Raw genomic sequence first — 22,863 nt, 5'->3', positions numbered from 1 at the left:
TGTAAATAGCCATTACATTGCCTATATAGAGGCCAAGCCATTCATAACGAGGGAGTTTTCATGTCAAACTTTGAAACGCAGGTACGCGAAAGTCAGGCACAGGTGGCCGAGGCACAATCCAAGATTTCCGAACTCACGAGCCGGATCGAGATTGCGCGGCAAAAGATGGACAGCGGCGAAGACATTGCCATCGACATCGAAAACGCCACGCTTGAGGATGTGCATGCGCATACCGATGTGATGAACGCCAATATCGCGGAGCTCATTATGGGGCTCGATGACGTGACCGCTGCGTTCTCCAAAGATTTTGACGAAATGCGGACCAAGACGGGTTGGGAAAGCTTCGTGGGCTTTTTCGCCAAGGATCGCGCCGACGCCATGCGCCAAGAGCGGATCAAGACGGCCAGCATCGATGACAAGCTGCAAGACCTGATTTCGAAATCCGATGTCATCACGCAGCTGTTGCAAGGGCAGCTCGCAGTTCTGAATGAGCAGAAAGAGAAGGTCGAGACCAACCTGACCGCGACCTTGGATGATCGGGAGTTTACGGTCGGTGAGCTTGAGGCAGTCCGCGCTGAAATTGTCAGCATGGACCCGAAAATCATTGACCTGGAGAACAGGATTTCCGTCGAACAGGACGCCGCTGCGCGCACCAAGCTGGAGACGGAATTGGCCGATCTCAACAAAGCCTACAACGCGCTGGTGCAGGACGAGCAGGTCAAACTGGCCAAGAGCCAGACCCTTGAGCGCTACATCGAAAAGGGAAAATCCTGGGTCGACTCGCTGCAAAACCAGGCGGCGACGCAGATGGTTTTGATCAACAAGCTGCAGACGGATACCAAGCAACGGGTCGTTCTCTATGACGCGCTGACCAAATCGCTCAAAACAGCGCAGCAGCAGGATGTGGCCCACCGGATCAACGAGATCGGCGTGAAAACCGATCAGGAAGCGCAATCCGCCATGGCCGCCATCGGCACCGCGACCAACCAGAAAATGGCCGACATGCTGGAGGCGCACGAGGATCACATGGTCTTTGCCCGCGATGTTCTGGAGGCCAAGGCCAAGGCCGACGAGCGTTTCGCCCGGCGGTTTGCCAGCATCGTGGAGAAGCACGACAGCAATGCTTATGGTGGTTGAGTGAGGCACTCGTCCGGAATCGAGGGGCGTCAGCCCCGCCGGACAAAGCCAGCCCCACACCGGGGATGGCTTTTGGGTCGCCTTTGCACGTCGCTCGAACTGCGCTCGGACTTGGCAGACATTAAGTGCTCAGCGGGACTGTTCCAATCACCATCCATGGGGCTGGCATTGCCCGGCGTTTCGCGTGGCTGAGATGCGTCGAGTGGTAGAAATGATTGTTGATCAGGTCACTGACAGGCTTTGGACAATCGAGATTATCGCTTGGTTGCAGGTACCATTTATCGTGGTGTCAGGCTTTGCCTATGAAGCGTTGGTTGGTCGAGTGATCGGCCGAGATGTTTTGGACGGCAAATACATGATCAACTTAACCCCACGCGGAGCGGCTCCCGATGAGACTGTTTGGGTTGAGACAAATGCACTTGCCTATTGGTTCAAGGGTGTCCATGGTAACTGGCTGATTTTGGCTGCCGTCGTCATCTTTGGATCGGCCCTGCTGCGTCACATTCTAAGCAGGAGGCGCCATGACGAATGACACCCGCGACGCGAGCGGCCTCACCGACCTGCACCATTCCCGCCGCTACTTCGCCAAGTTCGATGCGATCTTCGCCCATCTGGGCCGGGTTGCCGCGGTGATGGAGACGGAAGGCAGCTTGTCCAAACAGGATGTAAAGGTCCTGACCCGCTACGTACTGGGGCTTGGCTTTACCTTTCGGGCGCTGGGCATGAAATACCTGCTCACGGGGCGCGACACGGGGCAGTTCTTTGGCTCGCTCGCCATCGACACCCGCGAGAGCGGCTTCCCTGTGTTCAATGAGCTTCTCACGATGGCCAATGACGCCCAGAACGCCGAAAAGCATCTCAGCACGCTGCCGTCGGAAGATGAGATCAAGGACGATATGGTCCGTCGCATCATTCGCGATCAGGCGCATCCGACAAAGCTGCAATTCGCCCTGTCGCAGCGGCTCTATTACGAAGAAATTCTGCGTGGGCAGCTCTTTTGGGCGCAAAACCACCCCGAGGCGCAATGGCTGTCCAATATCACAGAGGATCGCAGACGTTACCTCGTCCATTGGGCGGTCTATGACAGCCAGATCAACCTGCCCACGGTTTACCTGATGGAGGTCGAAGACAGCGGCAAGACGGCGCTGCCCAAAGACCAGTACCGTTGGCCGGAAGCACAGGCGCATTTGATCGGACAGGCGCTGGCCGGGCTCAAGCTTCTGACGATTGCCAAGGGCTTTGACGAGAGCTTCGACGACCTGCATCCCAAGCGCCTGCGGCGGTTCCACCTCGGCCCCATGTATTCCAGCGCCTTCACGCAGCAAAACGGGCCAATTCGGAGCGTTCTTTCCGAGGCACAGGCACCTGAGGGCAGTGATTGGGCGCTGGTCTGGACCGTCGAGGATTTGCAAAGTGATTACGTGCGCGAAGAGCGCAGCGGATGGTTCGGGACCGTGGAGCGGGAGGTCTTTGCGCTCGACCCGATGGCCGGGCGCGGCGCCGAGATGGGGGCAACAGATATGCAGCGCGCGCTGATTCTGCCGCAGCGACCTTTTCAGGTTCTGGCGGAGCGCAACCCTCCGGGGTTCGGCGACGTACGCAAGTTTGTGGTGAGCCCGGGCGGACGCGTTCTGAGGTACTGAAGCGGGCGGCCCTGTTGCGTGCCGGCCCTCCGGGGGGAGTTTATTGGGCAAGATGAAGAGGAATGCGATATGAGCGCGACGAGCGATCAGCAGGAACTGCGCGAAGAGGACATTCGGAAGCACTATGCTGCGGCGACCGCACTCGTAACCGGGTTTGACCATGCGCCGCGCATTGGCTCCGAGGCGCCTCAAACAACGGAGCGCTCCCCCGGCATCAGGTCTTCGCGGCGTTTTCGTTCAACAACGCCGGGACTGGCGACCCGGCGCAGTGCGACGCGTTCTACCGTGTCTTTGCGGGAGACCATTGAAGCGGCGGATGCAGAGGACGCCTTGCCGTCGCCGTTGCAAGCAACAGCGCTCCATGCCTTGCGCCGCGCCCTCGCGATCTCGGAGGCCCTGGGCGAGGTTCTGTCGGAGGTAACGGGGCTTGCGGAGCTCAAACGGCAAAATCTTGAAGGCCGTTTGCCCGCGACGTCCAAGGCCGAATTTGGATCTTTGCTCACAGATGAGGCGCTTGCGGTTGGCTTCACCTTTGCCAATGCCACGGTGCATCTTTTGCGGGATCACACGCCGGAAACTACCGTTCAGATCGGTGATGTGGAGGAGATTTTGCCCGAGAATGCGCAGCTGATGCTGCATGGTTTGCTTTGGGAGCTTGATCAGAAACTGGACACAGCCGCAGATGATGGTGCGCTGATTGCCACGGTGTTGGCCTTCGCGGGCCAGGTGATGGATAAGCTTGCGCTGCGCGCGTCCACCGCTGCGGGCACAGGTGTTTTCGGAAGCAACTCGTGGCATGTGGCGGCGGATGATTTCACGATCAATGGCTTTGCGCCCGCCAGCAAAGCGCGCGGCACCAAGCTCGCCATGACCTTCAAGAAGCCCCATGAGGTCGTGGGCAACCATATCGCGAAGTACCAATCTCTGCGGCTGGCCAAGATGCTCATGGCCTATGATTTCGAGCGTCGCCTGAACCCATTCGCAGAGCTGGGCGGCTTCATTTTCACGTTCATGGGTGATGGTGCGCCGGGCACTGGCAAGACAACGCTGATCCAGATGATGGCGGGGCTGCTGAATGGCTATTGCGAGACCGCAGGCTACGCTTTTCGCTACCAGAATTTCGGGATCGACAATATTGACAGCTACCAGGGCAAGTCCGGGCAAAACGCCAAAGCCTTCATGACCAATATCCTCGATCCTGGCGTCATCGGTTTTGGCACCATCGACGATATCGATCAGATCGCCGGCAAGCGCGGCGACCGTCAATCCAGCGCGGGGCAACAGGAGGTGACGGCGGTTTTCATGGAGGCCTTTGCGGGAGCAAATACGGTCGTGCGCGGCAATTGCACCTTTGGCATGTTTTCCAACTATCCCGAGAACGTCGACGATGCTTTACGCCAGAGGGCGGGGGCGCGCTTCCTCGTGGACGGACCGCAGACGCGGGAGGATTACATCGACATCCTCGCACTTTTGATGGGCAAGAACCACGATATCCCGCTGGGCGATCACGAGCTCTTCTCCGCGCAGGAGATCAAACGCGCCGTGGCCGCGAGCTTTGAAAGCCACAATCGGCCCAAGGAGGCGGGGCTGTTGAAGGTCTTCGAGAAGGTGTCTGGCGAGATCGGCGCGCTGGACGACATCACGAAGCTGGGCACGTATCTCAAAGCGATCCAACAGGCCGATCCGCGGTTCACGGGCCGTGCGATCAAAAACATCACAGATGCGGTGAAAGTCCGCGCCATGGACTTCGAGCTGCCGGACGAATGGATGGAGGAGCCCGAGCTGTTCCTCTTCCGCGACTACGAGACGAAGAAAGGCATGATTTCCGAGCTGCGCAAACCCATAACAGTGGAGATGGTGGTGCAGGAGATCAACCGCTACGCGGATTCAGAGTTCCGCTACGCGGATAAGTCAGATGAGGTAGCGATTGAGGCCATGGTCCGCGACTTTGGGCGGCAGGCTGAGGCGAAGAAGCGGTATTTGGGGGGAAAAGGATGAGCCCCGCCGGAATAGAGTATATTGCTTGCACTACTACAGTCGGCGATCTACGCAAATATTTGTCTGATAACGAAGTTGCGGCAGTCACAATCTCTTCGTATTGTGCAACTGACATTAACAGTCTTTGCAAACTGGCCTGGATGTCAAATTTCCGACCTGATTTGCCTCTAGCGATCCGACTGCTGAAGTACGGGCAAGAAGCTGGCATTATTAAACCGCTGACGCTCCGTTTGTTAGAGTTTTGGAAGTTCTTGAAGTCCTGCGAAAAACAGCAGGGCGACGTAGGAGAAATTGCTTCAAATATAGTGTCTGAGTTTGACCATGTTGAAAGCCTCATAGGACATGAAGTAGCAATCTCCATTCGAGACAAAGCCGCCGCACATAATACAATCAAAGACGCCAAACGACTTTGCAGAGAAATAGAAGACGAAACTCCAGTCTTTAGCCTTTACAGTGCAAATAGGTACAACTCTACTTACACCCTTGGCGATGAGGCTTTCATAACTGGCGTTTTGCGGAGCCTCGAAGACGAGTTACACACTCAAAGCGATTTGCGCGATTGCTGGTATGAATGGACAAGACACATGTCTGATATCGCAACAGTCTTCCACTCCCGTTTGTACCGAAGGCTTGTTACAGACCGCATGCCAGACATTCAATGTGCCAAAACGGAAGTCGATTTCCCAGATCATTTTGTATTTGAAACAAGTGCTGGTAATTGTTTGCCAGTTCATGTGAGTGGCATGCGTCGATGAACCGTCTCATCACTTCCGGCCTCATGTTTGGCAATCTGATCCACGTCGCCTCCGCGTCGCTCGTTGCGCGGTATAACCGGGCGCTGAAGCAACTCACCGGACAGCAGACCACGCTCACGGATTTCCACATCGACATCTCGGGCTACTCTCCTGAGATTGGCGAGGAGCTTGGCGATCCGCTCTACCTCAACCACGCAGGCGTCAATCGGCAGTTCATCTTGCTCAGCACCGAACAGAAGACGGCGCCGCTACTGGACGCGACCTTCTCCACCTCGCGCGACATTCTTAAGACCTTCATCGAGACCAACGAGGCGCAGCTCTTTGCGCTGACGGCACAGGATGCGGTGGCGGGCGAGTTGGTGAACTCGGTCTACGACGTGTCATCGCCCGCGCGCCTGTTTGACATTCGCAAGATCACGGTCGAGGCGGACACGACCGGCGGGACGCTGCAGCAGGCGGACAAGCTTGCGGACTTGGTCGATGAATTCAAAACCCGCGCAGGCGCGTGGCACGATGACGTTCTGATCGCCCGGATGATCGAGACGGCCAAGCAAACGGGCGATATCCTGCGCAATCCGGTGCGCCTCAAGCCGATGAGCGTGCAGCAGGAGAATTACTGGACGTCCCATTTCGGGGGGGCCTATGTCTTCCAAAGCATGGATCATCCCGCAATGATTGCCGCCCGGAAAGACGCGATTGGCGAAGTGCCGATCAAATACACCTTCGGACTGCATGAGCGGAACCGGATAGCGAAATTCTTTGAATACAACGATCTGGTTGAGCCCATCGTAAAGGCGCGCGGCATCGATGCGGCGGCGATCCTGCGCCAGAAGATGGATTTCATCGTCGTGGATGTCGCGCAGGATGCGGGCGTGGACCTCACAGGCGCCACACGGTCAGACATCCGCAAGCTGGCGCGCGCCCATGGGTCAGACCTACCCGAGGTGTGGCATGGCCTGCGCGCTTTGGCGGATTGGGCCGAAGGACAGGGCCGTTGGCCGCGCATCAGCTCTGAGCATCCCGCGTATTTCTACTCGCTGCGCGCGGCTGATACGCCCGATGCATCGCTCGTCAATCAATTGCTGGCCGAGCTTTCACCCATGGACGTGCGGCAGCTGTTTATCTGCCACAAGCCACTGTTTTACGAGCTGTATCGCAGCTGGTCGGAGAGCAAGCGGGGGTTCGTCGTCGACTTTCTCGTGCGCGAGTATCAGGCCGACAAGGCGGGCGCGCGCGCCGCGCTTTTCGGCCATGACGCGCCAATGCAGGAACCCGAACCTGTCCGAGGGCCATGGTCGCCGCGCGCCGATATCATCGAACGCGTGGGCCCCTGGGGCGCGTTGCGGAGGCGGTAGGGGCGCAAACACGGGGAAAAATACACCAAGACCCCCTGTGGTGCGGCGCGCAATGCAGCTATATATGAGAACGAGGGCCGTTTCTGGCCAGGGGATTTGACGATGTTTGCTTTTTTGCGCCTGTTTCTCATGGCGATGGTCGTCCTGACGATCATCTACATTTGTCTGTCGTTTTATTCCCGCGCGGCGCGGCGCGAAAAGCTTGAAGAGCGGTGGCATGAAGAAGGCATTGGCGGCGACAAGGACATGTGGGTCAAGGCGGGGCTGGAGGAATATGATGGCTCCATCCGACGCAAGCTGATCCTCGGCGTTTATGTCGTGCCGATTTCGGTGGTCGCGCTGATCATCTATCTGACGAATTTTGCCTGAAGGACGGGTCGAGATGTCTTATATCAAGTGGGTTTTTATCATCCTGTTCTGGGGCTTCGTTGGATCGGTGCTCCATTATACATTGCCGCAGCATGACATTGCACGGATCACCGATACCGAGGTGCGCCGGATTGATCCCGGTGAGAACCGCTTGTTCTGGGCGCAGGCTGATGTCGGCTCTGACGGGACCCTGGCCAATCGCGATGTGTTCTTTATCTCGGCGGTGCGGGATTCGGGCGGGGTTATGGTCTATCGCAATGAAGACACAGGCTGGGGCTGGCCGCCTTATTTCAAATTCGACACGTCCAATCTTCAGGCGGAGGCCGCGGACTTGCGCTCGACGGCGGCAGACCCGCAATGGGTTGTCATAAAGCATTACGGTTGGCGCAATGAGTTCTTCACGATTTTCCCAAACGCCATTTCAGTGCGTGCGGTTGAGAGCCCGGATGTCCGGATCATCCCCTACACCAATATCATCATCCTGACGCTTCTCGCCCTGTTTGTCTGGGCTGTCTGGGTGCGGTGGCGGAGGTTCCGCATGGCGCGGATCGATCCGGTTTTGGAAGATGTGGGCGACGGATTTGCCGACGCCTCGGACGCGGTGAGCGAGAGCACGGGGCGTATCCGGCGGTTTTTCGGCGGTAAGTAGCGCAATACGCGGGGCGCGCGATCTTCATGTGCTGCATCCGGGGTGATTTTGGGGGCTCTGCCCCCGCGCCGTTCGGCGCTCCCCCGAGGTATTTGAAGACAAAAGAAGATTGGGTGCGTTAGACTTTTTGTTTGTGTCATGACGCAGGTGCGCACCTGACCGCGCGGTGCGGGTCACGCGGTCAGGTTGGTTTAGATGCCGGATTTTACGATGGCGTCAGCCAGGATCGGCACTGTTTTTTCATTGAGTCCGGCGATGTTCATGCGGCTGTCGCCGATCATGTAGATACCGTGCTCGGCGCGCAATTTCTCCACGAGGTCAGCCGACGCGCCCAGCCGGGAGAACATGCCCCGGTGTTGCGCCAGAAAGCCGAAGCGATCCGAGCCGGATGCCCGTTGCAGTTCACCGGCCAATTGTTCGCGCAGTTTGAGCATCCCGCGGCGCACGTCCTCGAGTTCAGCTTCCCAATCCGCCCGCAAGGCGGGGTCGGTCAGGACCATGGTCACGACGCGGGCGCCGTGATCTGGCGGGAAGGAGTAATTCTGGCGGTTCAGGAACGCCAGCGTATCCTGATTGAGCGCCTTTGCACTGCTGTCCTGAGAGACGGCCATGGCGAGGCCCGTGCGCTCGCGATACACGCCGAAATTCTTGGAACAGGAGGCCGCAATAAGCGTCTCGGGAACCGAGGAGGCAATCAGACGCGTTCCAGCTGCATCTTCTTCAAGCCCGTCTCCAAAGCCTTGATAGGCAATGTCAATCATGGGCGTTGCGCCTGTTGCATTGAGGGTATCCGCAACGATCTGCCATTCGGTCAGGTTGAGGTTTGCCCCGGTCGGGTTGTGGCAGCAGCCGTGCAGGAGCACGATATCGCCCTTGCCCGCTTGTTTGATGTCCGCGAGCATGCCGTCAAAATCGACGCCGCGCGTCTCGTTGTCGAAATAGCGATAGGGGACGACTTCAATCCCCATGAATTTCATGATCGAGAGGTGGTTTGGCCATGTCGGGTCGGACACGAAGACGCGCAGCTTTGGATTGGCCATCTTGGCCATTTCGAGACATTGCCGCACCGCGCCGGTCCCGCCCGGCGTTGCTGCCGCTGCAACAGTCTCGCGCGCAACGGCATCGCCCAAAATCAGCGAAATCATGGCATCCGCGAAGGCGGGATCACCCACAAGACCCACATAGGATTTCGTGTCCTGGCTTTCCCAGAGCTGCTTTTCGGCTGTTTTGACGGCGCGCATGATGGGCGTCTGCCCTTTTGCATTCTTGTAGACACCCACGCCGAGATCGATTTTCTCGGGCCGGGGATCCTCGCGGAAAGCCTTCATGAGGGCGAGGATTTTGTCGGAAGGTTGCGCTTGCAGCGTCTCAAACATTCAGGCGTCTCCAGTGGCTACGGGAACGGTGGGGAACATTCCCCATTCCGCCCATGATCCGTCGTAAAGGGAATGATCGTGCTTGCCCATGCGTTCCAGGGCGAGCGAGAGGACAGCGGCCGTAACGCCCGAGCCGCAGGACGTGATGACCGGTTTGGCCAGATCGACACCTGCGCTCTCGAAGATGCGGCGCGTCTCCTCGGGAGATTTCATCGTCCCGTCTTCGTTGAGCAAAGCAGAAAAGGGCACGTTCCGTGAGCCGGGGATATGTCCTGCGCGCAGGCCTTCGCGGGGCTCCGGCGCGTCGCCGCGAAAGCGCGCCGGCGCGCGTGCATCGACGATCTGGGGCGCGCCCAGCTTGGAGGCGGCGCTGACCTGGGTCACATCGCGGACAAGCTGGTTTTGAAAGCGCACGGTCATGTGCCTGTCTTTGACAATCGGTGGCATGTCCTCTGTCGCACGGCCCTCGGCCAGCCACTTGGGCAGCCCTCCGTCGAGCACTGCGACGTTTTCCTGCCCCATCAGACGGAAGAGCCACCAGACGCGGGCCGCCGAAAACAAACCGGCGCCATCATACACCACAACCTGGTGCCCATCACCGACGCCCATGCGCCGCATCCGCGACATGAATTTCTCAACCGGCGGCGCCATATGCGGGAGCGCGGAGCGCGCATCGGAGATCTCCTCCAGGTCGAAAAAGCGCGCGCCGGGAATATGGGCCTCGTCGTATTCGGCGCGGGCATCACGCTCGGCATCCGGAAGATACCAGGACGCATCGAGAATGCGCAGGTCCGGATCCTTGAGATGAGATGCGAGCCAGTCCGTGGAAACAAGTGTCTTGGGATCGTCTGCCATGTGCGCCCCCTATGGCCGAATAACGCCCCTGCAATAAACCTGAGGCCCATATGAGGCAAGGGCGCGCAAAGCGCTCTGCCGCTCCTGGACAGGGGAAATGGGCGGCTTTTACTTCGCAACAACGTTCCGAATGATGCCAACAAAGACAAGAATGAGAGCGCCGCCTACGCCACCACCCGCAATCTGGCTGATGATTCCCGCAAGATCCAAGCTTCCTGTGCCGCCACTACCAACGTTGTAGGCCGCCAACAGGCTTCCCCCGAGGCCACCACCCATGAGGCCCGCTGCCGCATTGATCAGGGTGCCCTGATCAAGCTTGCTGACCAGCTTACCCACGAGCGTGCCGCTGGCGGCCCCGCTGAGAAGACCAATTAAAAATTCCATGCAGCCTCGATTCTTGTCAAAACATTGCTCTCTGAACAGGCGCTTGGCCCGCAGACCCTGACAGAATACCGCGAGATCGCTCGGCGTATAGGCCGGATCGCGACTTTGCTGTATGCTGCTCCCATTACACCAAGTTTTTTGACAGGGCGATTTGATGCCCGAAGGAGCCTATATTGTTTGGAGTTATTGGAGACATCGTCGGCGGCGTGGTCGACTTTTTTACCGGAGGATCGCAGGATGATGAGGCCCCGGATGATCCGTGTAACGTCGGGACGTGCGCTGCCGCTCGAGCCGTCCGCAATAGCGCGAGCAATGCCGTTAACGTCAATTGCCTGCATGCGCGGTTCCACCTGTGGCTGGTGCTGACCGCAGCAAATCTGGTGACGCTGCCCATCACCGCCTACATCGGCATCCTGATTATTGCGTTCCTTCTGGGCGGCTTGGGCGGTGTGGCGATTGCCATTGGCATCTATATCTTCTTGTTGATTTTCCTGCTGGCATGGGCGCCTGTGCTGCGCGCGGTCATCGAGTTGTTGGCGCGAACCTATGCGGCTGAGGGAGAGGCGATTGCGCGCGTGCGCAATGAGTGTCCGCCCGAATGCCAGACGGACATGACGCCAACGCCCTGTGATCTGGGGACTGGCGGCGATGTGTCCGTTCCTTCCAACGGTTTGACCCAATGGATCGGGATCGCCCAGAGTTTTCGGCTGGGTTAACGGCTGTCTTTGAGGAGACGCTGCTTTTGGCGGTTCCAATCGCGCTTGGCAGAGCTTTCGCGCTTGTCATGGTTCTTTTTGCCTTTGGCGATGCCGATCTTCATTTTCACAAGGCCTTTGTGATTGAAGTACATCACGAGCGGGACAAGCGTCATGCCCTTGCGCTGCGTATCCGACCAGAGCCGCGCCAGTTCGCGCCGCGAGACAAGCAACTTGCGCCTGCGCCGTTCTTCATGGCTGAACATCGCGCGGTCGTAAGGCGCGATGTAGGAATTGACCAACCAAAGCTCGCCATCTTCAACGGCGGCATAGCTCTCGGCAATATTGCCGCTGTTTTCACGCAAGGATTTGACCTCGGATCCCGACAGCACGATGCCGACCTCGAGATCTTCCTCGATGGCATAGTCAAAGCGCGCACGCCGATTTTCAGCGATGACTTTGTAATTCGGATCTGATTTTTGCTTGGCCATAAGGCCCTCTATATCGCCGTGACACGTCGGCGCTTCAACCCCGGCTTTTGGGAAAGAGCGCGCGAAGCGCGTCGTTGAGCGCGGTATCGTCTGAAATCTGCAAGCGGACCGGCAAGGTCAGGATCTTTTGGCGAAACGCACGGGGCACGCGCACGGCGTCTTTTTCGGTGCACACAAGCTGTGCGCCGAGGGCTTTGGCGTCTCGTTCCAGCCGTGTCAAAAGACCGGTTGTCAGGGGTTGGTGATCCTCCAGCGCTTCGGCATGAACGACGTCCGAGCCAAGGCGGCGCAGTGTGTCGAAGAATTTCTCGGGATGTCCGATGCCGGCAAAGGCCAGGACCTTCTGCCCCCTCCAGTCAAAGCCCATTTGCAAGGGGTCCAGCGCGCCTTGCAGATGGGGAAGGCCCTTCGGGATCATCGCGCCGAAGCGTCTCGGCGTGCTGTCCGGGCCGATGCTCAGCAGAAGATCCGCGCGGGCCAGGCCTTGCGCCACTGGTTCGCGCAGGGGACCTGCGGGCATGCAGCGCCCATTGCCAAATCCCTTGGCCGCATCGACGACGATGATTGAGAGATCCTTGGCCAGTCCCGGATTTTGAAAGCCGTCGTCCATCACCAGCACATCCGCACCGCTGGCTGCGGCCAGTCGCCCGACAGCGGCGCGGTCGCGCCCGATGAAGACGGGGGCAAAAGCCGCCAGCAGCAAAGGTTCGTCGCCGACATCGCTGGCATCATGTGTCTTCGGGTCAACCGGGATCGGACCGCTCAATGACCCCCCATGACCCCGCGATACAACGGCCGGGGAGCGCCCCTGCGCCGACAAACGCATCAGTATGTCCATGACCGTCGGTGTCTTACCGGTCCCGCCTGCATTGAGATTGCCAACACAAATGACAGGGATGGGTGCTTGGTATTGCGGCGGCTTTGCCACGCGTCGGGCGGTCGCTGCTGCGGTGAGCCAACCCAAGGGCGCCAGAACACGGGCGCGCAGGGTGGGTTTATCAGGGTCGGTGAACCAAAAGCGGGGCGCGCGCATCATGCGATCTCCGCATGATCGAGAATATCATGGATCAGATCCGTGACCTTGTCCGCCACCTCTGCCCCTTCGCTGACAACTTCCCACGCCGCCAAAGACATAGAGGCCGCTTTGTCCGGCGCCAGCAAATGCCGCAACGCGCCAGTCAGGCTTTCAGCATCGCGCACCATACGGGCCGCGCCAACCTCCACAAGCCGGGAATAGGCATGCAAATGCCGTCCACAATTGGGCCCATACAGAACCGCAGAGCCCAGGGCCGCCGGCTCAAACGGATCGCAGCCGCCGCGCCCGGGCACCAAAGAGGATGCGAGGAACGACACCGCCGCCAACCGATACCAGAGGCCCATTTCGCCCACCGTATCGGCGAGAATGACCTCGGTCATGTCATCGGGCAAATCTCCCTCCGACCAACGCACGAAGCGCAGGCCTTCGGCTTTGGCCAGCGCTTCCATGTCATCCGCCATGTCGGGTTTGTCAGGGACGAGGACCAGCACCAAACGCTGCGAAAACCGCATGGCATTGCGATGGGCTTGAAGGATCGTATGGGCTTCCTCGGGCTGTGCCATGGCGGCAAGCCAAACCGGCCGAGGGCCGATCGACCGGTGCAGCTCGTCCAGATCGCCTGTATCGTGCGGCAACGCGGCACTGCCTTCTTGCAGAGGGCCTGTTACGGCAATGGAATCTGCCAAGGCGCCCAAACGCTCCAATCGTGTCGCCGTGTTGACATCAGACGCCATGATTGCGGAGAACATGCGCAGCAATGCGCCGCGAGGTTGTAGCAGATCAAGCCCGCGCCCCTGCCCGAAACCATCCGCCACAGCATCGATCAGCACCAGCGGAACATTCGCTTGTGACGCGGCATCGATGAGCACTGGGATCAGGTCTCCGCTGGTCCAGACGCAGAGATCTGGTGCGAAATGCTGAATGAACCGAGTGGCATCGCGTTGCGAGGGATTGTCGAATGCGTGCCACGTGATCCCCTCCTTGAGGCGGCGTGGCCCGGCCATATGGCGCGGCGCGGTGATGAGGACATGCAGTCTTTCGCGTTGCGCGATCAGGCGTGTGGCCAGTTGCAGCACGGCAGGCAGACGTTCGGCGCGCGCAACATGCAGCCAGACCAAAGGGCCGGGCGCGCGCTCCGGCCAATCTGACGAGGCGCGCGTGCTTCCACGATGCAGCGCAAGATAGCCCGCAAGCGCTAGAGGGCGCTTGCGCGGGCTCAGCTGCCCAACTCTTCGGTGGAGGAGGTTTCGGCCCCTTCGTCGCGCAAGCGGTGCAGATGCGCGATGAAATAGCGCATATGTGCATTGTCGACCGTGCGTTGCGCTTCCGCTTTCCAGGCATCAAAGGCCGATTGGTAATCCGGGAAAATGCCCACGACGTGGATGTCGTTGACGTCCTTGAAGGCAGATTTGGTCGGGTCGACGAGCTCGCCGCCGAAGACGAGATGCAGCCGTTGTTGGCCCATGACAGTTGCTCCGAATTGCTGTGCGCAGCCTACCGGGGCGCGCTCTGGCGTCAAGGTGTCGTGGTCAGACGCGCGGCGAGTTGCCCGTGCAGATCCGCATTGGCCACCAATACACCGGGCGTTTTGGCATGGGCGACATTGAAGGCAAGCCGTGCGCCATCGCGATCGGTGACAACACATCCCGCTTCCTGCGCAATCAAGCTGCCCGCCGCAATGTCCCATTCCCAGGCATCCCGAAGCGTGAGCATCGCGTCAAACCTACCACTGGCCGCCAGACAAAGCCTGTAGGCGAGCGAGGGTCTGTGGTGGCGCGTTACGTCCGGCACGCCGCCGGGCCAATAATCCGCTTTGAGCGCAGGCTTGGGGATCAACATGTCAGCACCGTGCAGGGCGGTGCGGTCTGACGGGGTCAATGGTGCCTCGTTCAAAAACGCACCACCGTCGCGTTCGGCGGCAAACACCAAGCCGCGCGCCGGCAGAGCAACCACGCCAGCAACAGGCTGTCCGTCTTCAACCACGGCAATGGAGATAGCCCAGGTGCGCGATCCTTCGATGAAGCTGCGCGTGCCGTCTATGGGATCAATGACGAAAACCCGGTCGCGCTCCAGCCGATCACTGTCATCGGCATCTTCCTCGCTGAGCCAGCCATAATCCGGACGGGCGGGGCGCAAGTGCTCGCGCAGGCAGGCATTGGCGGCCAGATCCGCTTCTGTGACAGGCCCGGCACCCCCCGGTTTGTCCCAGCGTTGCGCGTTTGGGCCAGCGAAGCTGAGAACCACGTCGCCTGCGGCCCTGGCGGCATCCAGCAGAAGGGCGAGATCAGCTCCCGGCAAGTGTCATCCCGTCGATGAGAAGCGATGGCACAACACGGCTCAAATGAGTGCGCGCATCATTGGCCGGTACAATGCGGCGCAGCATATCGCGCAAATTGCCCGCAATCGTGACTTCGCTGACAGCGTTGGTAATCTCGCCGTTTTCAACCCAGAGCCCGGACGCGCCACGAGAATAATCTCCAGTGTTGGGATTGATGGTCGAGCCAATCATCGAGGTGACGATCAGACCCGTTCCCATCTGGGCAACAAGGTCATCGCGGGTCATGGTGCCTTGCGTCAGCGCGATGTTCCAGGGGGTTGGAGAGGGAGGGGCAGACAGGCTGCGCGCGGCATTGGCGGTGCTGTGCAGCCCAAGTTTGCGCGCATTGGCAAGATCCAGTGTCCAGCTTTGCAAAACCCCGTTCTCGACAAGCGCCCGGCGCTGCGTCGGCAAACCTTCTGCATCGAATGGGCGCGAGCCAGTCACGCGGGGACGATGGGGATCTTCTATCAGGTCAAGACCTTCGGGCAAAACCTGCTCGCCCATGGCATCGCGCAGAAAGGAGGCCCCGCGCGCAATGGCCGCGCCATTGATTGCGGAGAGCAAATGCCCGATCAAACTGGAGGAAATGCGCTCATCAAACAGAACGGGATAGCTCCCCGTTTTGGGTTTGGTTGGATTGAGCCGCGCGATGGCACGTTCGCCCGCAATGCGGCCGATTTCCTCGGAGCTGCGCAAATCGGCACCGTGAATGCGCATATCACCGTCGTAGTCGCGCTCCATGCCGAGACCTTCGCCCGCAATGGCAACGCAGGAGATGGAATGATCGGTGCGCCTGTAGCCTCCAGCAAAACCGTTGCTTGCGGCCAGATAGATATCGCGCGCGCCATAGGCGGCGCTGGCAGACTGAACCTGAGACACGCCCGCGACCGATTGCGCGGCGGCCTCTGCCTGCGCTGCTGCGTCTTGCAGAGCCTTCGGCGCTGGCTCGGCGCTGTCATCCGCGAGATCAAGCGCTGCCATATCCCAATCCGTGACCAATTGCCCTGGATCAGCCAACCCCGCATAGGGATCTTCCGGCGCTTCGCGCGCCATGGCGACAGCGCGCTCCGCCATCGTTGTGATCGTTGCATCGGACGTGTCGGACGCTGAGACACACGCCTGCCTTTGGCCCACGAAAACGCGCAAACCGATATCGGTGCCTTCAGACCGTTCGGCCTGCTCCAAAGCGCCATTGCGCACATCGATAGACAGCGATGTCCCGCCAATGGTCATGGCGTCCGCTGCATCCGCACCTGCGGTTTTGGCGGCACTCAACAAGGCCTGTGCCAGTCTCTCAAGCTGTTGCGTCATCTTTCGCGCCTCCCTTGGGCTCACAGGTAGAGCGCGCAAGGTGCAGGTGCAACCTCAGCGCCGCGCCGCGCGGCACCGAGCCAGCTGATTTTGATACATCACCGACCGATCCGCGACTTCACGTGATACGCGCAGGAGCCAGGCCTTGCTGTTGTAAGACCCTCTCGCATAGCCCGTATGGCCCTCGTGATAGGCAAGATACTGATTGCGCGCATCCGTCAGCGGGATGCCGTTGCGACGCAGGGTCTTGTTCATGTACCAGCCCATGAAATCCGTCGCGTCGCGGATCCTGTCGCGGCGGGCGGAGAAGCTGCGCGTTTCGCGGCGATATTCATCCCATGTCCCATCCAGCGCCTGCGCATATCCATAGGCCGAGCTTTGCCGACCCATGGGGATCACGCCCAGCGTGTAGCGCAGGGGTGTGCGGGCTGTGCCGATAAACTTGCTCTCCTGATAAATCGTGGCCATCTGAACATGCACCGGCACATTCCAACGCCGTTCGGTTGCCCGGAAGGCTTTGATGTAGCTGGGGCGCTGCTTGATGATCGAGCACGCGTTGTCGAGGTTGCGGGGCGCCGTCGAGTTTGAGCTGCCGCAGGACGCTACGACAAGGATCAAGATCAACGCGCGAATGACTCTGCTCATGGGCCTCTCGCTTATATGTTTTTTGTTTGTGCGAGTTTTATCGCATTGGGCGCGCTCTGCAAATCACGAAACAGCCAATCGGCAGGGATCAGAGCAAAACCGCCAAAAGCAGGGGCAAGTAGAGCACAGAAAGCACAGTTGAGAGCACAACAAGGCCCGCCACGGCATCGCTATCGGCCCCGTATTTCTCGGCCAGCATGTAAGACGTCACAGCTACTGGCGTCGCAGCTTGCAGAATCAGAACTGCCGCAGCCATTGGCGACAACTCAAAATAATCGGCAATCCACCATGAAAGGCCTGCGCATAGCGCGACTTTGACCACGGATAGAAAGACGCCCAGCACGAACTTTTGCGGCTTCAGCCGCGCAACGGCGACCCCCAGCGTGATCAACATCAATGGAATGGCCATTTGCCCGATGAGGTCCATCGCGTTGAAAAGCGGCATTGGAACTGACCAGCCTTGCCACAAAAAGAGCGCGCCCGCCAACGTCGCCGCCACGAGGGGCTCCTGAATGACGCGGATAAGGGAGCCCCCGCCCGAAACGACCCAGATCCCAAAGGTGAACGACCAAATCGCCATAATTGCAAAGACGATGACCGCGAGGCTGAGCCCCTCCTGCCCAAATGCAAAAAGCGCCAAGGGCAGGCCAAGATTGCCCGTGTTCCCAAAAGTCACCGGCGCCAGAAACGTCCGAACGTCCAACCGCATCAAGCGGATCAAAACCCAGGCTGCAATCGTAATCGCGCCATATGTCGCGATACTGGCGAGGGTCAGCGTCGTGAGGGCTTGAGGATCAATCTCGGTTTCGACGAGCGCTGTGAAGATCAGACAGGGCACGGCCAGCGACATGGCCAGTCGGGTGACGAATTGAAGCCGATACTCGAAGCCCAGGCGCACCCAGAGGTACCCGACGGCGCCCAAGAGAAAGACGGGCGCCGTGATATTCAGCACTGTCAGAGCAAGGTTCACAAACTGTTTCCTGAAAAATTCGGCTCAAAGTTGGACAAGACCCGTGTGATCGCTTTATTTACAGACAACAAGAGTCGAAATGTTATGTTAGCACAGCGCGCCAAATATCACCTCGGACAGGTCGTCCGCCATCGCAAGCACCCGTTTCGTGGTGTTGTGTTTGATGTGGATCCCGAATTCAACAACACCGAGGAGTGGTACGATGCCATTCCCGAAGAGGCGCGTCCTGTCAAAGACCAGCCCTTCTACCATCTGCTGGCCGAGAATGATCAGAGCTTCTACGTGGCTTACGTGTCCGAACAAAACCTGATTGCGGACTATTCGGGGCAGCCGGTGGACCACCCCGATATTCCGGATCTGTTCGGACCTTTTGAAGACGGCAGTTACCCGCTGCACTTCCAGCTCAACTGATCCTCAATAGCCCAAAGCGCACCCGTCCTTGCGCGGGTCGGACGCGCCTTCAAGCACGCCGCTGGGGTGGGCGCGAATGGCTTGCGCGCCACCGATAGCGCCTTCAGGGATTTCAACTGTGTGGCCCATATCGGCCAGCTCCTGACACACATCGCTGCTGTAGCCGCGCTCCAGCGAGAGCGTGTTGCCTTCCGCGAAGGATCTCGGCGCATCCAGCGCGGTTTGCGGGTCCATACCATAGACATGCATATTCGTGAGAACGCGCGCATGTCCGCAGGATTGGTATTGCCCACCCATAACGCCAAACGGCATACGGCCCCCATCGGCTTGATGCAGAATACCCGGGATGATCGTGTGCATCGGGCGTTTGCCGGGCGCCAATTCGTTGGGATGGCCTGCTTCAAGGGTAAATCCCGCGCCCCGATTATGCAGGATCAGACCGAATTTCTCCGTTGCATGGCCGGAGCCGAAGCCGTGGAAGATGGAGTAGATCAATGAAACCGTCATGCCATCTCTATCGACCGCTGTGATATAGACCGTGTCTTTGTGGACTGCCTCCGTCAACTTTGCGACGTCGGGCATGGCGCGCTTGGGGTCAATCAAGGCGGCCAGAGCAGCGGCGAAAGCAGGGTCACACATGCGCTCTGTTGCGTCAAAGGTGGTCGGGTCAGCCAGCAACCTGTTGCGGCAATCGTAGGCCAGCTTTGTCGCTTCGGCCTCGATGTGCGTGCGCGCAGCGCCGAAGGGATCCATAGAGGCGAGGTCGAAATGCGACAGGATGTTGAGGAGCAAAATCGCCGCCGCACCTTGGCTGTTTGGCGGATGTTCGAAGAGGCGGTGGCCAAGCACATCTGCACTCACAGGTGTGGTGACTTCGCCTTTGGCGGCCGCGAAGTCCTCTGCGGTGTGGCATCCGCCGATGGATGTCAGCGTGGCGAGTATGTCGTCCGCAACCTCGCCTGTGTAAAAACCATCAGCACCATGCGCTGCAATTCTGCGTAGTACTTTCGCCTGACCGGGGGCCTTGAAAACCTCACCTGCCGCGAAAGGCGCGCCACTGTTCAGGAACCATGTCTTTGCGTGGCCTTGCAATCGCACGCCGTTGGAGGCCCAATCCTGTGCGACGCGAGGCGCGACAGGTATGCCAGCTTCGGCATAGGCGATTGCAGGTGCCAAAATCGCATCCAATCCGAGGGTGCCATAAGTATTCGAGAGATCGCAGATCGCTGCGACCGCGCCGGGGATTGTGATTGCATCGGGGCCATCCAGAGGGATGGTCGTATGGCCTGCGTCTCTGAGACGAGCCGCGGACGCCCCGGCTGGCGCGCGCCCGGATCCATTGTAGGCTTCGACCGGACCATCAGGAGTGCGCTGCACCAAGGCGAACATGTCGCCATAGAGCCCCGTCATTTGCGGTTCGCAAAGCCCGAGCAAAACAGCGCCGCCGAGCGCAGCATCCATCGCGGACCCACCGCGCTTGAGGATGTCGACGCCAGTTTGAGAGGCCAGGGGATGGGACGTTGCAACCATACCGTTGGTGGCAAAAACCGGAGAGCGTCCGGGGAAATGAAAGTCACGCATGTTGATCCTGTCTCCGCGCCGTTTTGTTCTGGCTGGAGCTTAGTGCGTGAGCTGAAAAAGGGAATGGAAGATCCTCGACGCCGCACACTGGGTGGGGGCTGTTAACGCACGGCGCCGAGGGAAGCTATATGCAGCTACAAGAAACGGTATGACGCTGCTTCGGGGCTTTTCTCGGGGCGGAATGAGGCCATTTTGCGGCTATTTGCCTAATCGAAGTTAACGGTATCGATTAAGAGCAATTCCAGGGAAGCGTAATGGTCAGGTGGTTGACGGCACCGACGCGCACGTAGTGCAGGCTTTCTGTCAGATCGCGGATAAGCAACCATCCCCATCCGCCTTCAGGCAAGTCCGCAACAATGACATCAAGTTTGGGCAAGTCTGCTTCCGGTTCCGCGGTCGCGGGCAATTGCCACCCGGGCATCGCGCGTCCTTCGTCCTGAATATCAAGCCGAAGCAATTCACTGTCGCGTGTCGCGGTGAGGGAAAAGGGCACGCCATCTTTTCCCTCGCATGCGTGTTCCACAATATTATTGAGCGCTTCCGCGGCAACCAGCTCGACTTCCGAGAGCTTTTCGTCCGCCATCCCCCACTCGCTGAGTTGGGTCGTGAGGGTTTCCAAAGCGGTCCGCACGGCAAACCGACTACTGGAAGAATTCACAATGAGGCGCGGTTGATCCGCGCTCTTGGTGAGCGACGGCATGAGATTTATCATCCTTGCTGGATTAGCTGGCTTCGGTGAGCATTGCCGCGTCTAGTGAAGGATATATTGCAAAAACAGTATCCATGCGCGTCAGTCGAAAAACTTTGTCTACGGAAGGGGTGAGCCCCGCGAGATCGAGTTTTTGGTCAGCGCCAAGTTGCTTCATGGCGGCAACGATCGCGCCCAAACCGCTTGAGTCAACAAAAGCAACCTCGCCAAGATCCAGCACGACACGTTTTGCACCACCTTCGGTCTCCGCGCGCATCGCGTCCTTGAATTGAATTGCGACGGCCGCATCAATCCGGGCTTCATTGACTTTTACGACTTGGATATCGCCGCTCTGCGTACTTTTCAGGTCCATGCTTTGTCCTTCAAGTCTGAACTTTGCGACACGCTAGACGCCAATCCTTACTTTTTTGTATGCAAGGCAGAGAGAGAAGGGATTTCATCATGTCAGACGTATACATCACAGGTGCGAGTCGCACGCCAATGGGCGGATTTCAGGGCGATTTCAAAGCCTTGTCTGCGTCGGCGTTGGGCGGTACGGCGATTGCGGCAGCGGTTGAACAAGCTGGTGATGCTGTATCGGATGAGTTGATCATGGGCTGTGTCCTGCCCGCTGGCCAAGGCCAGGCGCCTGCCAGACAGGCGGGATTCGCCGGCGGGCTTGGCGAAGAGGTTCCGGCCACGACCATCAACAAGATGTGTGGCTCCGGCATGAAAGCCGCCATGATGGCGTGGGATCGCATTGCTCTCGGGCAGGCCAGTCAAGTCATCGCGGGCGGGATGGAGAGCATGAGCAATGCTCCTTATCTCCTTCCCTCCATGCGCGCAGGAGCGCGGATCGGACACGCGAAAACACTCGATCACATGTTCCTCGACGGGCTGGAGGACGCCTACGACAAAGGGCGTTTGATGGGCACTTTCGCCGAGGATTGCGCGGATCGCTATCAGTTTTCCCGAGAAGCGCAGGATGAATATGCGCTGGCCTCGCTCGACAACGCCTTGCGCGCGGAAAAAGAGGGTGCGTTTCGTCGCGAGATCACGCCTGTCGAAGTTGTGTCACGCTCGGGCACTCAGAGCATCTCGCAAGACGAACAGCCCAGGTCGGCGCGCCCTGACAAGATCCCGCAACTCAAGCCTGCGTTTCGCGCAGACGGGACAGTCACCGCGGCCAATGCCTCCTCGATTTCAGACGGTGCGGCCGCGCTTGTGTTCAGCGCGCACCCAGACCGCGCAAGGGCGCGTGTTCTCGGGCATGCCAGCCATGCTCAGGCGCCCGCCTGGTTCTCGACCGCTCCCATCCCCGCGGCGCAAAAGTTGCTCAATCAGCTGAACTGGAGCGTCAGCGATGTGGATCTTTGGGAGGTCAATGAGGCTTTTGCCGTTGTGCCTATGGCGTTCATGCAGGAGATGGGGCTTCCGCGCGACATCGTGAATGTCAATGGAGGGGCTTGTGCCTTGGGCCATCCGATCGGAGCGTCCGGTGCGCGCATTATCGTGACCTTGCTCAATGCGCTGGAGACGTGGGGGCTCAAGCGGGGAGTTGCCGCGATTTGCATCGGTGGTGGCGAGGGTACGGCCATCGCGATTGAGCGTGTCTGACGCCTGGACGGTTCTGAATGAGGCATTTCAACCATGCGGATTGACTACAAAACGCTCTCGCAAACGCTGCATGCGCTGACATCTGATGAGACCGATGAGATTGCCAAAATGGCCACCATGGCTTGTGAGCTGCATCATGCGGATGATCGGTTTGACTGGACGGGTTTTTACCGTGTTGTGGCGCCGGAGCTTCTGAAGATTGGCCCCTATCAAGGCGGGCATGGCTGCCTTGTGATCCCTTTTTCGCGAGGCGTCTGCGGCGCTTGTGCGCGGACGGGTGAGGTTCAGCTTGTGCCGGATGTGGACGCCTTTCCGGGCCATATTGCCTGCGCGTCATCGACCCGGTCCGAGATTGTCTTGCCTGTGCGCCGCGCGGATGGAACCCTCATCGCTGTTTTGGACATCGACAGCGATCAGCCCGATGCGTTTGAGACCGAAGACGCGCGCGGCCTTTCAATGCTGATCACACAAGTCTTTGGTGCGCCCGAGAGCTGCGATTGAACTGACCATGTGATGTGAAAAACCATGTGAAAAAATCTTGCCAGATTTCACGACTCCCGTCATTATGAAATTTGGG

General features: G+C 59.1%; 26 protein-coding genes. 12 read left to right on the top strand and 14 right to left on the bottom strand.

Going from position 1 to position 22,863, the window contains the following annotated elements; all coding sequences use genetic code 11:
• Positions 1 to 60 precede the first annotated feature (60 nt).
• The 8 genes from ACP15S_RS12075 to ACP15S_RS12040 all read left to right on the top strand — a co-directional run bounded on the left by ACP15S_RS12075 (position 61) and on the right by ACP15S_RS12040 (position 7,906).
• Positions 61 to 1,137, top strand: coding sequence for a hypothetical protein (locus ACP15S_RS12075; RefSeq protein ID WP_425039891.1), 1,077 nt, complete (start codon positions 61 to 63; stop codon positions 1,135 to 1,137).
• Between the two features lie 184 nt (positions 1,138 to 1,321).
• Entirely contained in the window at positions 1,322 to 1,669 is a 348-nt protein-coding gene (locus tag ACP15S_RS12070) for a hypothetical protein (RefSeq protein ID WP_425039890.1), read from the top strand.
• Positions 1,659 to 2,780 (top strand): hypothetical protein, encoded by a 1,122-nt coding sequence (locus tag ACP15S_RS12065; RefSeq protein ID WP_425039889.1) that lies wholly within the window; start codon positions 1,659 to 1,661, stop codon positions 2,778 to 2,780. The genes ACP15S_RS12070 and ACP15S_RS12065 overlap by 11 nt, the downstream gene beginning before the upstream one ends.
• Before the next feature lie 69 nt (positions 2,781 to 2,849).
• Positions 2,850 to 4,778, top strand: a complete 1,929-nt coding sequence (locus tag ACP15S_RS12060; RefSeq protein ID WP_425039888.1) for an ATP-binding protein — start codon at positions 2,850 to 2,852, stop codon at positions 4,776 to 4,778.
• Entirely contained in the window at positions 4,775 to 5,533 is a 759-nt protein-coding gene (locus tag ACP15S_RS12055; RefSeq protein ID WP_425039887.1) for a hypothetical protein, read from the top strand. The genes ACP15S_RS12060 and ACP15S_RS12055 overlap by 4 nt, the downstream gene beginning before the upstream one ends.
• The gene (locus ACP15S_RS12050; RefSeq protein WP_425039886.1) at positions 5,530 to 6,888 is read left to right on the top strand and encodes a DUF6638 family protein; all 1,359 of its coding nucleotides are present in this window, start codon (positions 5,530 to 5,532) and stop codon (positions 6,886 to 6,888) included. The genes ACP15S_RS12055 and ACP15S_RS12050 overlap by 4 nt, the downstream gene beginning before the upstream one ends.
• 102 nt (positions 6,889 to 6,990) lie before the next feature.
• On the top strand, positions 6,991 to 7,257 hold the full coding sequence (locus tag ACP15S_RS12045) for a hypothetical protein (protein WP_425039885.1): 267 nt from the start codon (positions 6,991 to 6,993) through the stop codon (positions 7,255 to 7,257).
• A gap of 13 nt (positions 7,258 to 7,270) precedes the next feature.
• Entirely contained in the window at positions 7,271 to 7,906 is a 636-nt protein-coding gene (locus tag ACP15S_RS12040) for a DUF1523 family protein (RefSeq protein WP_425039884.1), read from the top strand.
• A 191-nt stretch (positions 7,907 to 8,097) separates the two neighbouring features.
• On the opposite strand, the gene ACP15S_RS12035 is transcribed toward ACP15S_RS12040, so the two are convergent.
• The 3 genes from ACP15S_RS12035 to ACP15S_RS12025 form a co-directional block, all read right to left on the bottom strand.
• A complete protein-coding gene (locus ACP15S_RS12035) occupies positions 8,098 to 9,282 on the bottom strand; it encodes an aromatic amino acid transaminase (RefSeq protein ID WP_425039883.1) in 1,185 nt (394 codons plus the stop codon).
• The gene (sseA, locus tag ACP15S_RS12030; RefSeq protein ID WP_425039882.1) at positions 9,283 to 10,137 is read right to left on the bottom strand and encodes a 3-mercaptopyruvate sulfurtransferase; all 855 of its coding nucleotides are present in this window, start codon (positions 10,135 to 10,137) and stop codon (positions 9,283 to 9,285) included.
• 108 nt (positions 10,138 to 10,245) lie between these two features.
• Positions 10,246 to 10,521: a hypothetical protein gene (locus ACP15S_RS12025; protein WP_425039881.1), complete on the bottom strand. Its 276-nt coding sequence runs from the start codon at positions 10,519 to 10,521 to the stop codon at positions 10,246 to 10,248.
• A 173-nt stretch (positions 10,522 to 10,694) separates the two neighbouring features.
• On the opposite strand from ACP15S_RS12025, the gene ACP15S_RS12020 reads away from it, so the two are divergent.
• Complete coding sequence (locus tag ACP15S_RS12020; RefSeq protein WP_425039880.1) at positions 10,695 to 11,237, top strand: hypothetical protein; 543 nt, start codon at positions 10,695 to 10,697, stop codon at positions 11,235 to 11,237.
• Here the strand turns inward: ACP15S_RS12020 and smpB are convergent.
• The 8 genes from smpB to ACP15S_RS11980 all read right to left on the bottom strand — a co-directional run bounded on the left by smpB (position 11,234) and on the right by ACP15S_RS11980 (position 17,989).
• Entirely contained in the window at positions 11,234 to 11,707 is a 474-nt protein-coding gene (gene smpB, locus ACP15S_RS12015) for an SsrA-binding protein SmpB (RefSeq protein WP_425039879.1), read from the bottom strand. The genes ACP15S_RS12020 and smpB overlap by 4 nt on opposite strands.
• Before the next feature lie 34 nt (positions 11,708 to 11,741).
• Entirely contained in the window at positions 11,742 to 12,740 is a 999-nt protein-coding gene (gene lpxK, locus ACP15S_RS12010) for a tetraacyldisaccharide 4'-kinase (protein ID WP_425040890.1), read from the bottom strand.
• Positions 12,740 to 13,918, bottom strand: coding sequence for a 3-deoxy-D-manno-octulosonic acid transferase (locus ACP15S_RS12005; protein WP_425040889.1), 1,179 nt, complete (start codon positions 13,916 to 13,918; stop codon positions 12,740 to 12,742). Before ACP15S_RS12005 ends, lpxK begins: the two co-directional genes overlap by 1 nt.
• Before the next feature lie 41 nt (positions 13,919 to 13,959).
• Entirely contained in the window at positions 13,960 to 14,208 is a 249-nt protein-coding gene (locus tag ACP15S_RS12000) for a DUF4170 domain-containing protein (protein ID WP_425039878.1), read from the bottom strand.
• A 50-nt stretch (positions 14,209 to 14,258) separates the two neighbouring features.
• Positions 14,259 to 15,041, bottom strand: coding sequence for an inositol monophosphatase family protein (locus ACP15S_RS11995; RefSeq protein ID WP_425039877.1), 783 nt, complete (start codon positions 15,039 to 15,041; stop codon positions 14,259 to 14,261).
• A complete protein-coding gene (locus tag ACP15S_RS11990) occupies positions 15,028 to 16,374 on the bottom strand; it encodes a TldD/PmbA family protein (protein WP_425039876.1) in 1,347 nt (448 codons plus the stop codon). Before ACP15S_RS11990 ends, ACP15S_RS11995 begins: the two co-directional genes overlap by 14 nt.
• A 54-nt stretch (positions 16,375 to 16,428) precedes the next feature.
• Positions 16,429 to 17,019: a lytic transglycosylase gene (locus ACP15S_RS11985; protein WP_425039875.1), complete on the bottom strand. Its 591-nt coding sequence runs from the start codon at positions 17,017 to 17,019 to the stop codon at positions 16,429 to 16,431.
• An 88-nt stretch (positions 17,020 to 17,107) separates the two neighbouring features.
• A complete protein-coding gene (locus ACP15S_RS11980; protein WP_425039874.1) occupies positions 17,108 to 17,989 on the bottom strand; it encodes an AEC family transporter in 882 nt (293 codons plus the stop codon).
• 84 nt (positions 17,990 to 18,073) lie between these two features.
• Between ACP15S_RS11980 and hspQ the strand changes: the two genes are divergently transcribed.
• Positions 18,074 to 18,400: a heat shock protein HspQ gene (gene hspQ / locus ACP15S_RS11975; RefSeq protein WP_425039873.1), complete on the top strand. Its 327-nt coding sequence runs from the start codon at positions 18,074 to 18,076 to the stop codon at positions 18,398 to 18,400.
• Positions 18,401 to 18,403: 3 nt separating this feature from the next.
• Here the strand turns inward: hspQ and ACP15S_RS11970 are convergent, their stop codons facing one another.
• The 3 genes from ACP15S_RS11970 to ACP15S_RS11960 form a co-directional block, all read right to left on the bottom strand.
• Complete coding sequence (locus tag ACP15S_RS11970; RefSeq protein WP_425039872.1) at positions 18,404 to 19,981, bottom strand: gamma-glutamyltransferase family protein; 1,578 nt, start codon at positions 19,979 to 19,981, stop codon at positions 18,404 to 18,406.
• 229 nt (positions 19,982 to 20,210) lie between these two features.
• The gene (locus ACP15S_RS11965) at positions 20,211 to 20,681 is read right to left on the bottom strand and encodes an ATP-binding protein (RefSeq protein ID WP_425039871.1); all 471 of its coding nucleotides are present in this window, start codon (positions 20,679 to 20,681) and stop codon (positions 20,211 to 20,213) included.
• A gap of 22 nt (positions 20,682 to 20,703) precedes the next feature.
• A complete protein-coding gene (locus ACP15S_RS11960; protein ID WP_425039870.1) occupies positions 20,704 to 21,042 on the bottom strand; it encodes an STAS domain-containing protein in 339 nt (112 codons plus the stop codon).
• An 89-nt stretch (positions 21,043 to 21,131) separates the two neighbouring features.
• Here ACP15S_RS11960 and ACP15S_RS11955 point away from each other — a divergent pair, with 89 nt between their 5' ends.
• Positions 21,132 to 22,286 carry a thiolase family protein gene (locus tag ACP15S_RS11955; protein WP_425039869.1) on the top strand — a complete coding sequence of 385 codons (1,155 nt, stop codon included), beginning with the start codon at positions 21,132 to 21,134 and terminating at the stop codon, positions 22,284 to 22,286.
• 33 nt (positions 22,287 to 22,319) lie between these two features.
• Entirely contained in the window at positions 22,320 to 22,787 is a 468-nt protein-coding gene (locus ACP15S_RS11950; RefSeq protein WP_425039868.1) for a GAF domain-containing protein, read from the top strand.
• Positions 22,788 to 22,863: the final 76 nt, after the last annotated feature.

It is taken from the genome of Primorskyibacter sp. S187A, assembly GCF_049800955.1.
Classification (GTDB): Bacteria; Pseudomonadota; Alphaproteobacteria; order Rhodobacterales; family Rhodobacteraceae; genus JAKVBH01.
The sequence above is the reverse complement of the archived record's forward strand: the minus strand, read 5'-3'. Positions and strand labels throughout refer to the sequence as shown.

Coding starts and splice junctions, on each gene's coding strand:
- ACP15S_RS11950 (WP_425039868.1), top strand. CDS start 22,320: ATGCGGATTGACTACAAAACGCTCTCGCAAACGCTGCATGCGCTGACA.
- ACP15S_RS12000 (WP_425039878.1), bottom strand. CDS start 14,208: ATGGGCCAACAACGGCTGCATCTCGTCTTCGGCGGCGAGCTCGTCGAC.
- ACP15S_RS11960 (WP_425039870.1), bottom strand. CDS start 21,042: ATGGACCTGAAAAGTACGCAGAGCGGCGATATCCAAGTCGTAAAAGTC.
- ACP15S_RS12025 (WP_425039881.1), bottom strand. CDS start 10,521: ATGGAATTTTTAATTGGTCTTCTCAGCGGGGCCGCCAGCGGCACGCTC.
- ACP15S_RS11985 (WP_425039875.1), bottom strand. CDS start 17,019: ATGAGCAGAGTCATTCGCGCGTTGATCTTGATCCTTGTCGTAGCGTCC.
- ACP15S_RS12040 (WP_425039884.1), top strand. CDS start 7,271: ATGTCTTATATCAAGTGGGTTTTTATCATCCTGTTCTGGGGCTTCGTT.
- hspQ (WP_425039873.1), top strand. CDS start 18,074: ATGTTAGCACAGCGCGCCAAATATCACCTCGGACAGGTCGTCCGCCAT.
- lpxK (WP_425040890.1), bottom strand. CDS start 12,740: ATGCGCGCGCCCCGCTTTTGGTTCACCGACCCTGATAAACCCACCCTG.
- ACP15S_RS12065 (WP_425039889.1), top strand. CDS start 1,659: ATGACGAATGACACCCGCGACGCGAGCGGCCTCACCGACCTGCACCAT.
- ACP15S_RS12055 (WP_425039887.1), top strand. CDS start 4,775: ATGAGCCCCGCCGGAATAGAGTATATTGCTTGCACTACTACAGTCGGC.
- ACP15S_RS12050 (WP_425039886.1), top strand. CDS start 5,530: ATGAACCGTCTCATCACTTCCGGCCTCATGTTTGGCAATCTGATCCAC.
- smpB (WP_425039879.1), bottom strand. CDS start 11,707: ATGGCCAAGCAAAAATCAGATCCGAATTACAAAGTCATCGCTGAAAAT.
- ACP15S_RS11970 (WP_425039872.1), bottom strand. CDS start 19,981: ATGCGTGACTTTCATTTCCCCGGACGCTCTCCGGTTTTTGCCACCAAC.
- ACP15S_RS12045 (WP_425039885.1), top strand. CDS start 6,991: ATGTTTGCTTTTTTGCGCCTGTTTCTCATGGCGATGGTCGTCCTGACG.
- ACP15S_RS11990 (WP_425039876.1), bottom strand. CDS start 16,374: ATGACGCAACAGCTTGAGAGACTGGCACAGGCCTTGTTGAGTGCCGCC.
- ACP15S_RS12075 (WP_425039891.1), top strand. CDS start 61: ATGTCAAACTTTGAAACGCAGGTACGCGAAAGTCAGGCACAGGTGGCC.
- ACP15S_RS12060 (WP_425039888.1), top strand. CDS start 2,850: ATGAGCGCGACGAGCGATCAGCAGGAACTGCGCGAAGAGGACATTCGG.
- sseA (WP_425039882.1), bottom strand. CDS start 10,137: ATGGCAGACGATCCCAAGACACTTGTTTCCACGGACTGGCTCGCATCT.
- ACP15S_RS11965 (WP_425039871.1), bottom strand. CDS start 20,681: ATGCCGTCGCTCACCAAGAGCGCGGATCAACCGCGCCTCATTGTGAAT.
- ACP15S_RS11955 (WP_425039869.1), top strand. CDS start 21,132: ATGTCAGACGTATACATCACAGGTGCGAGTCGCACGCCAATGGGCGGA.
- ACP15S_RS12035 (WP_425039883.1), bottom strand. CDS start 9,282: ATGTTTGAGACGCTGCAAGCGCAACCTTCCGACAAAATCCTCGCCCTC.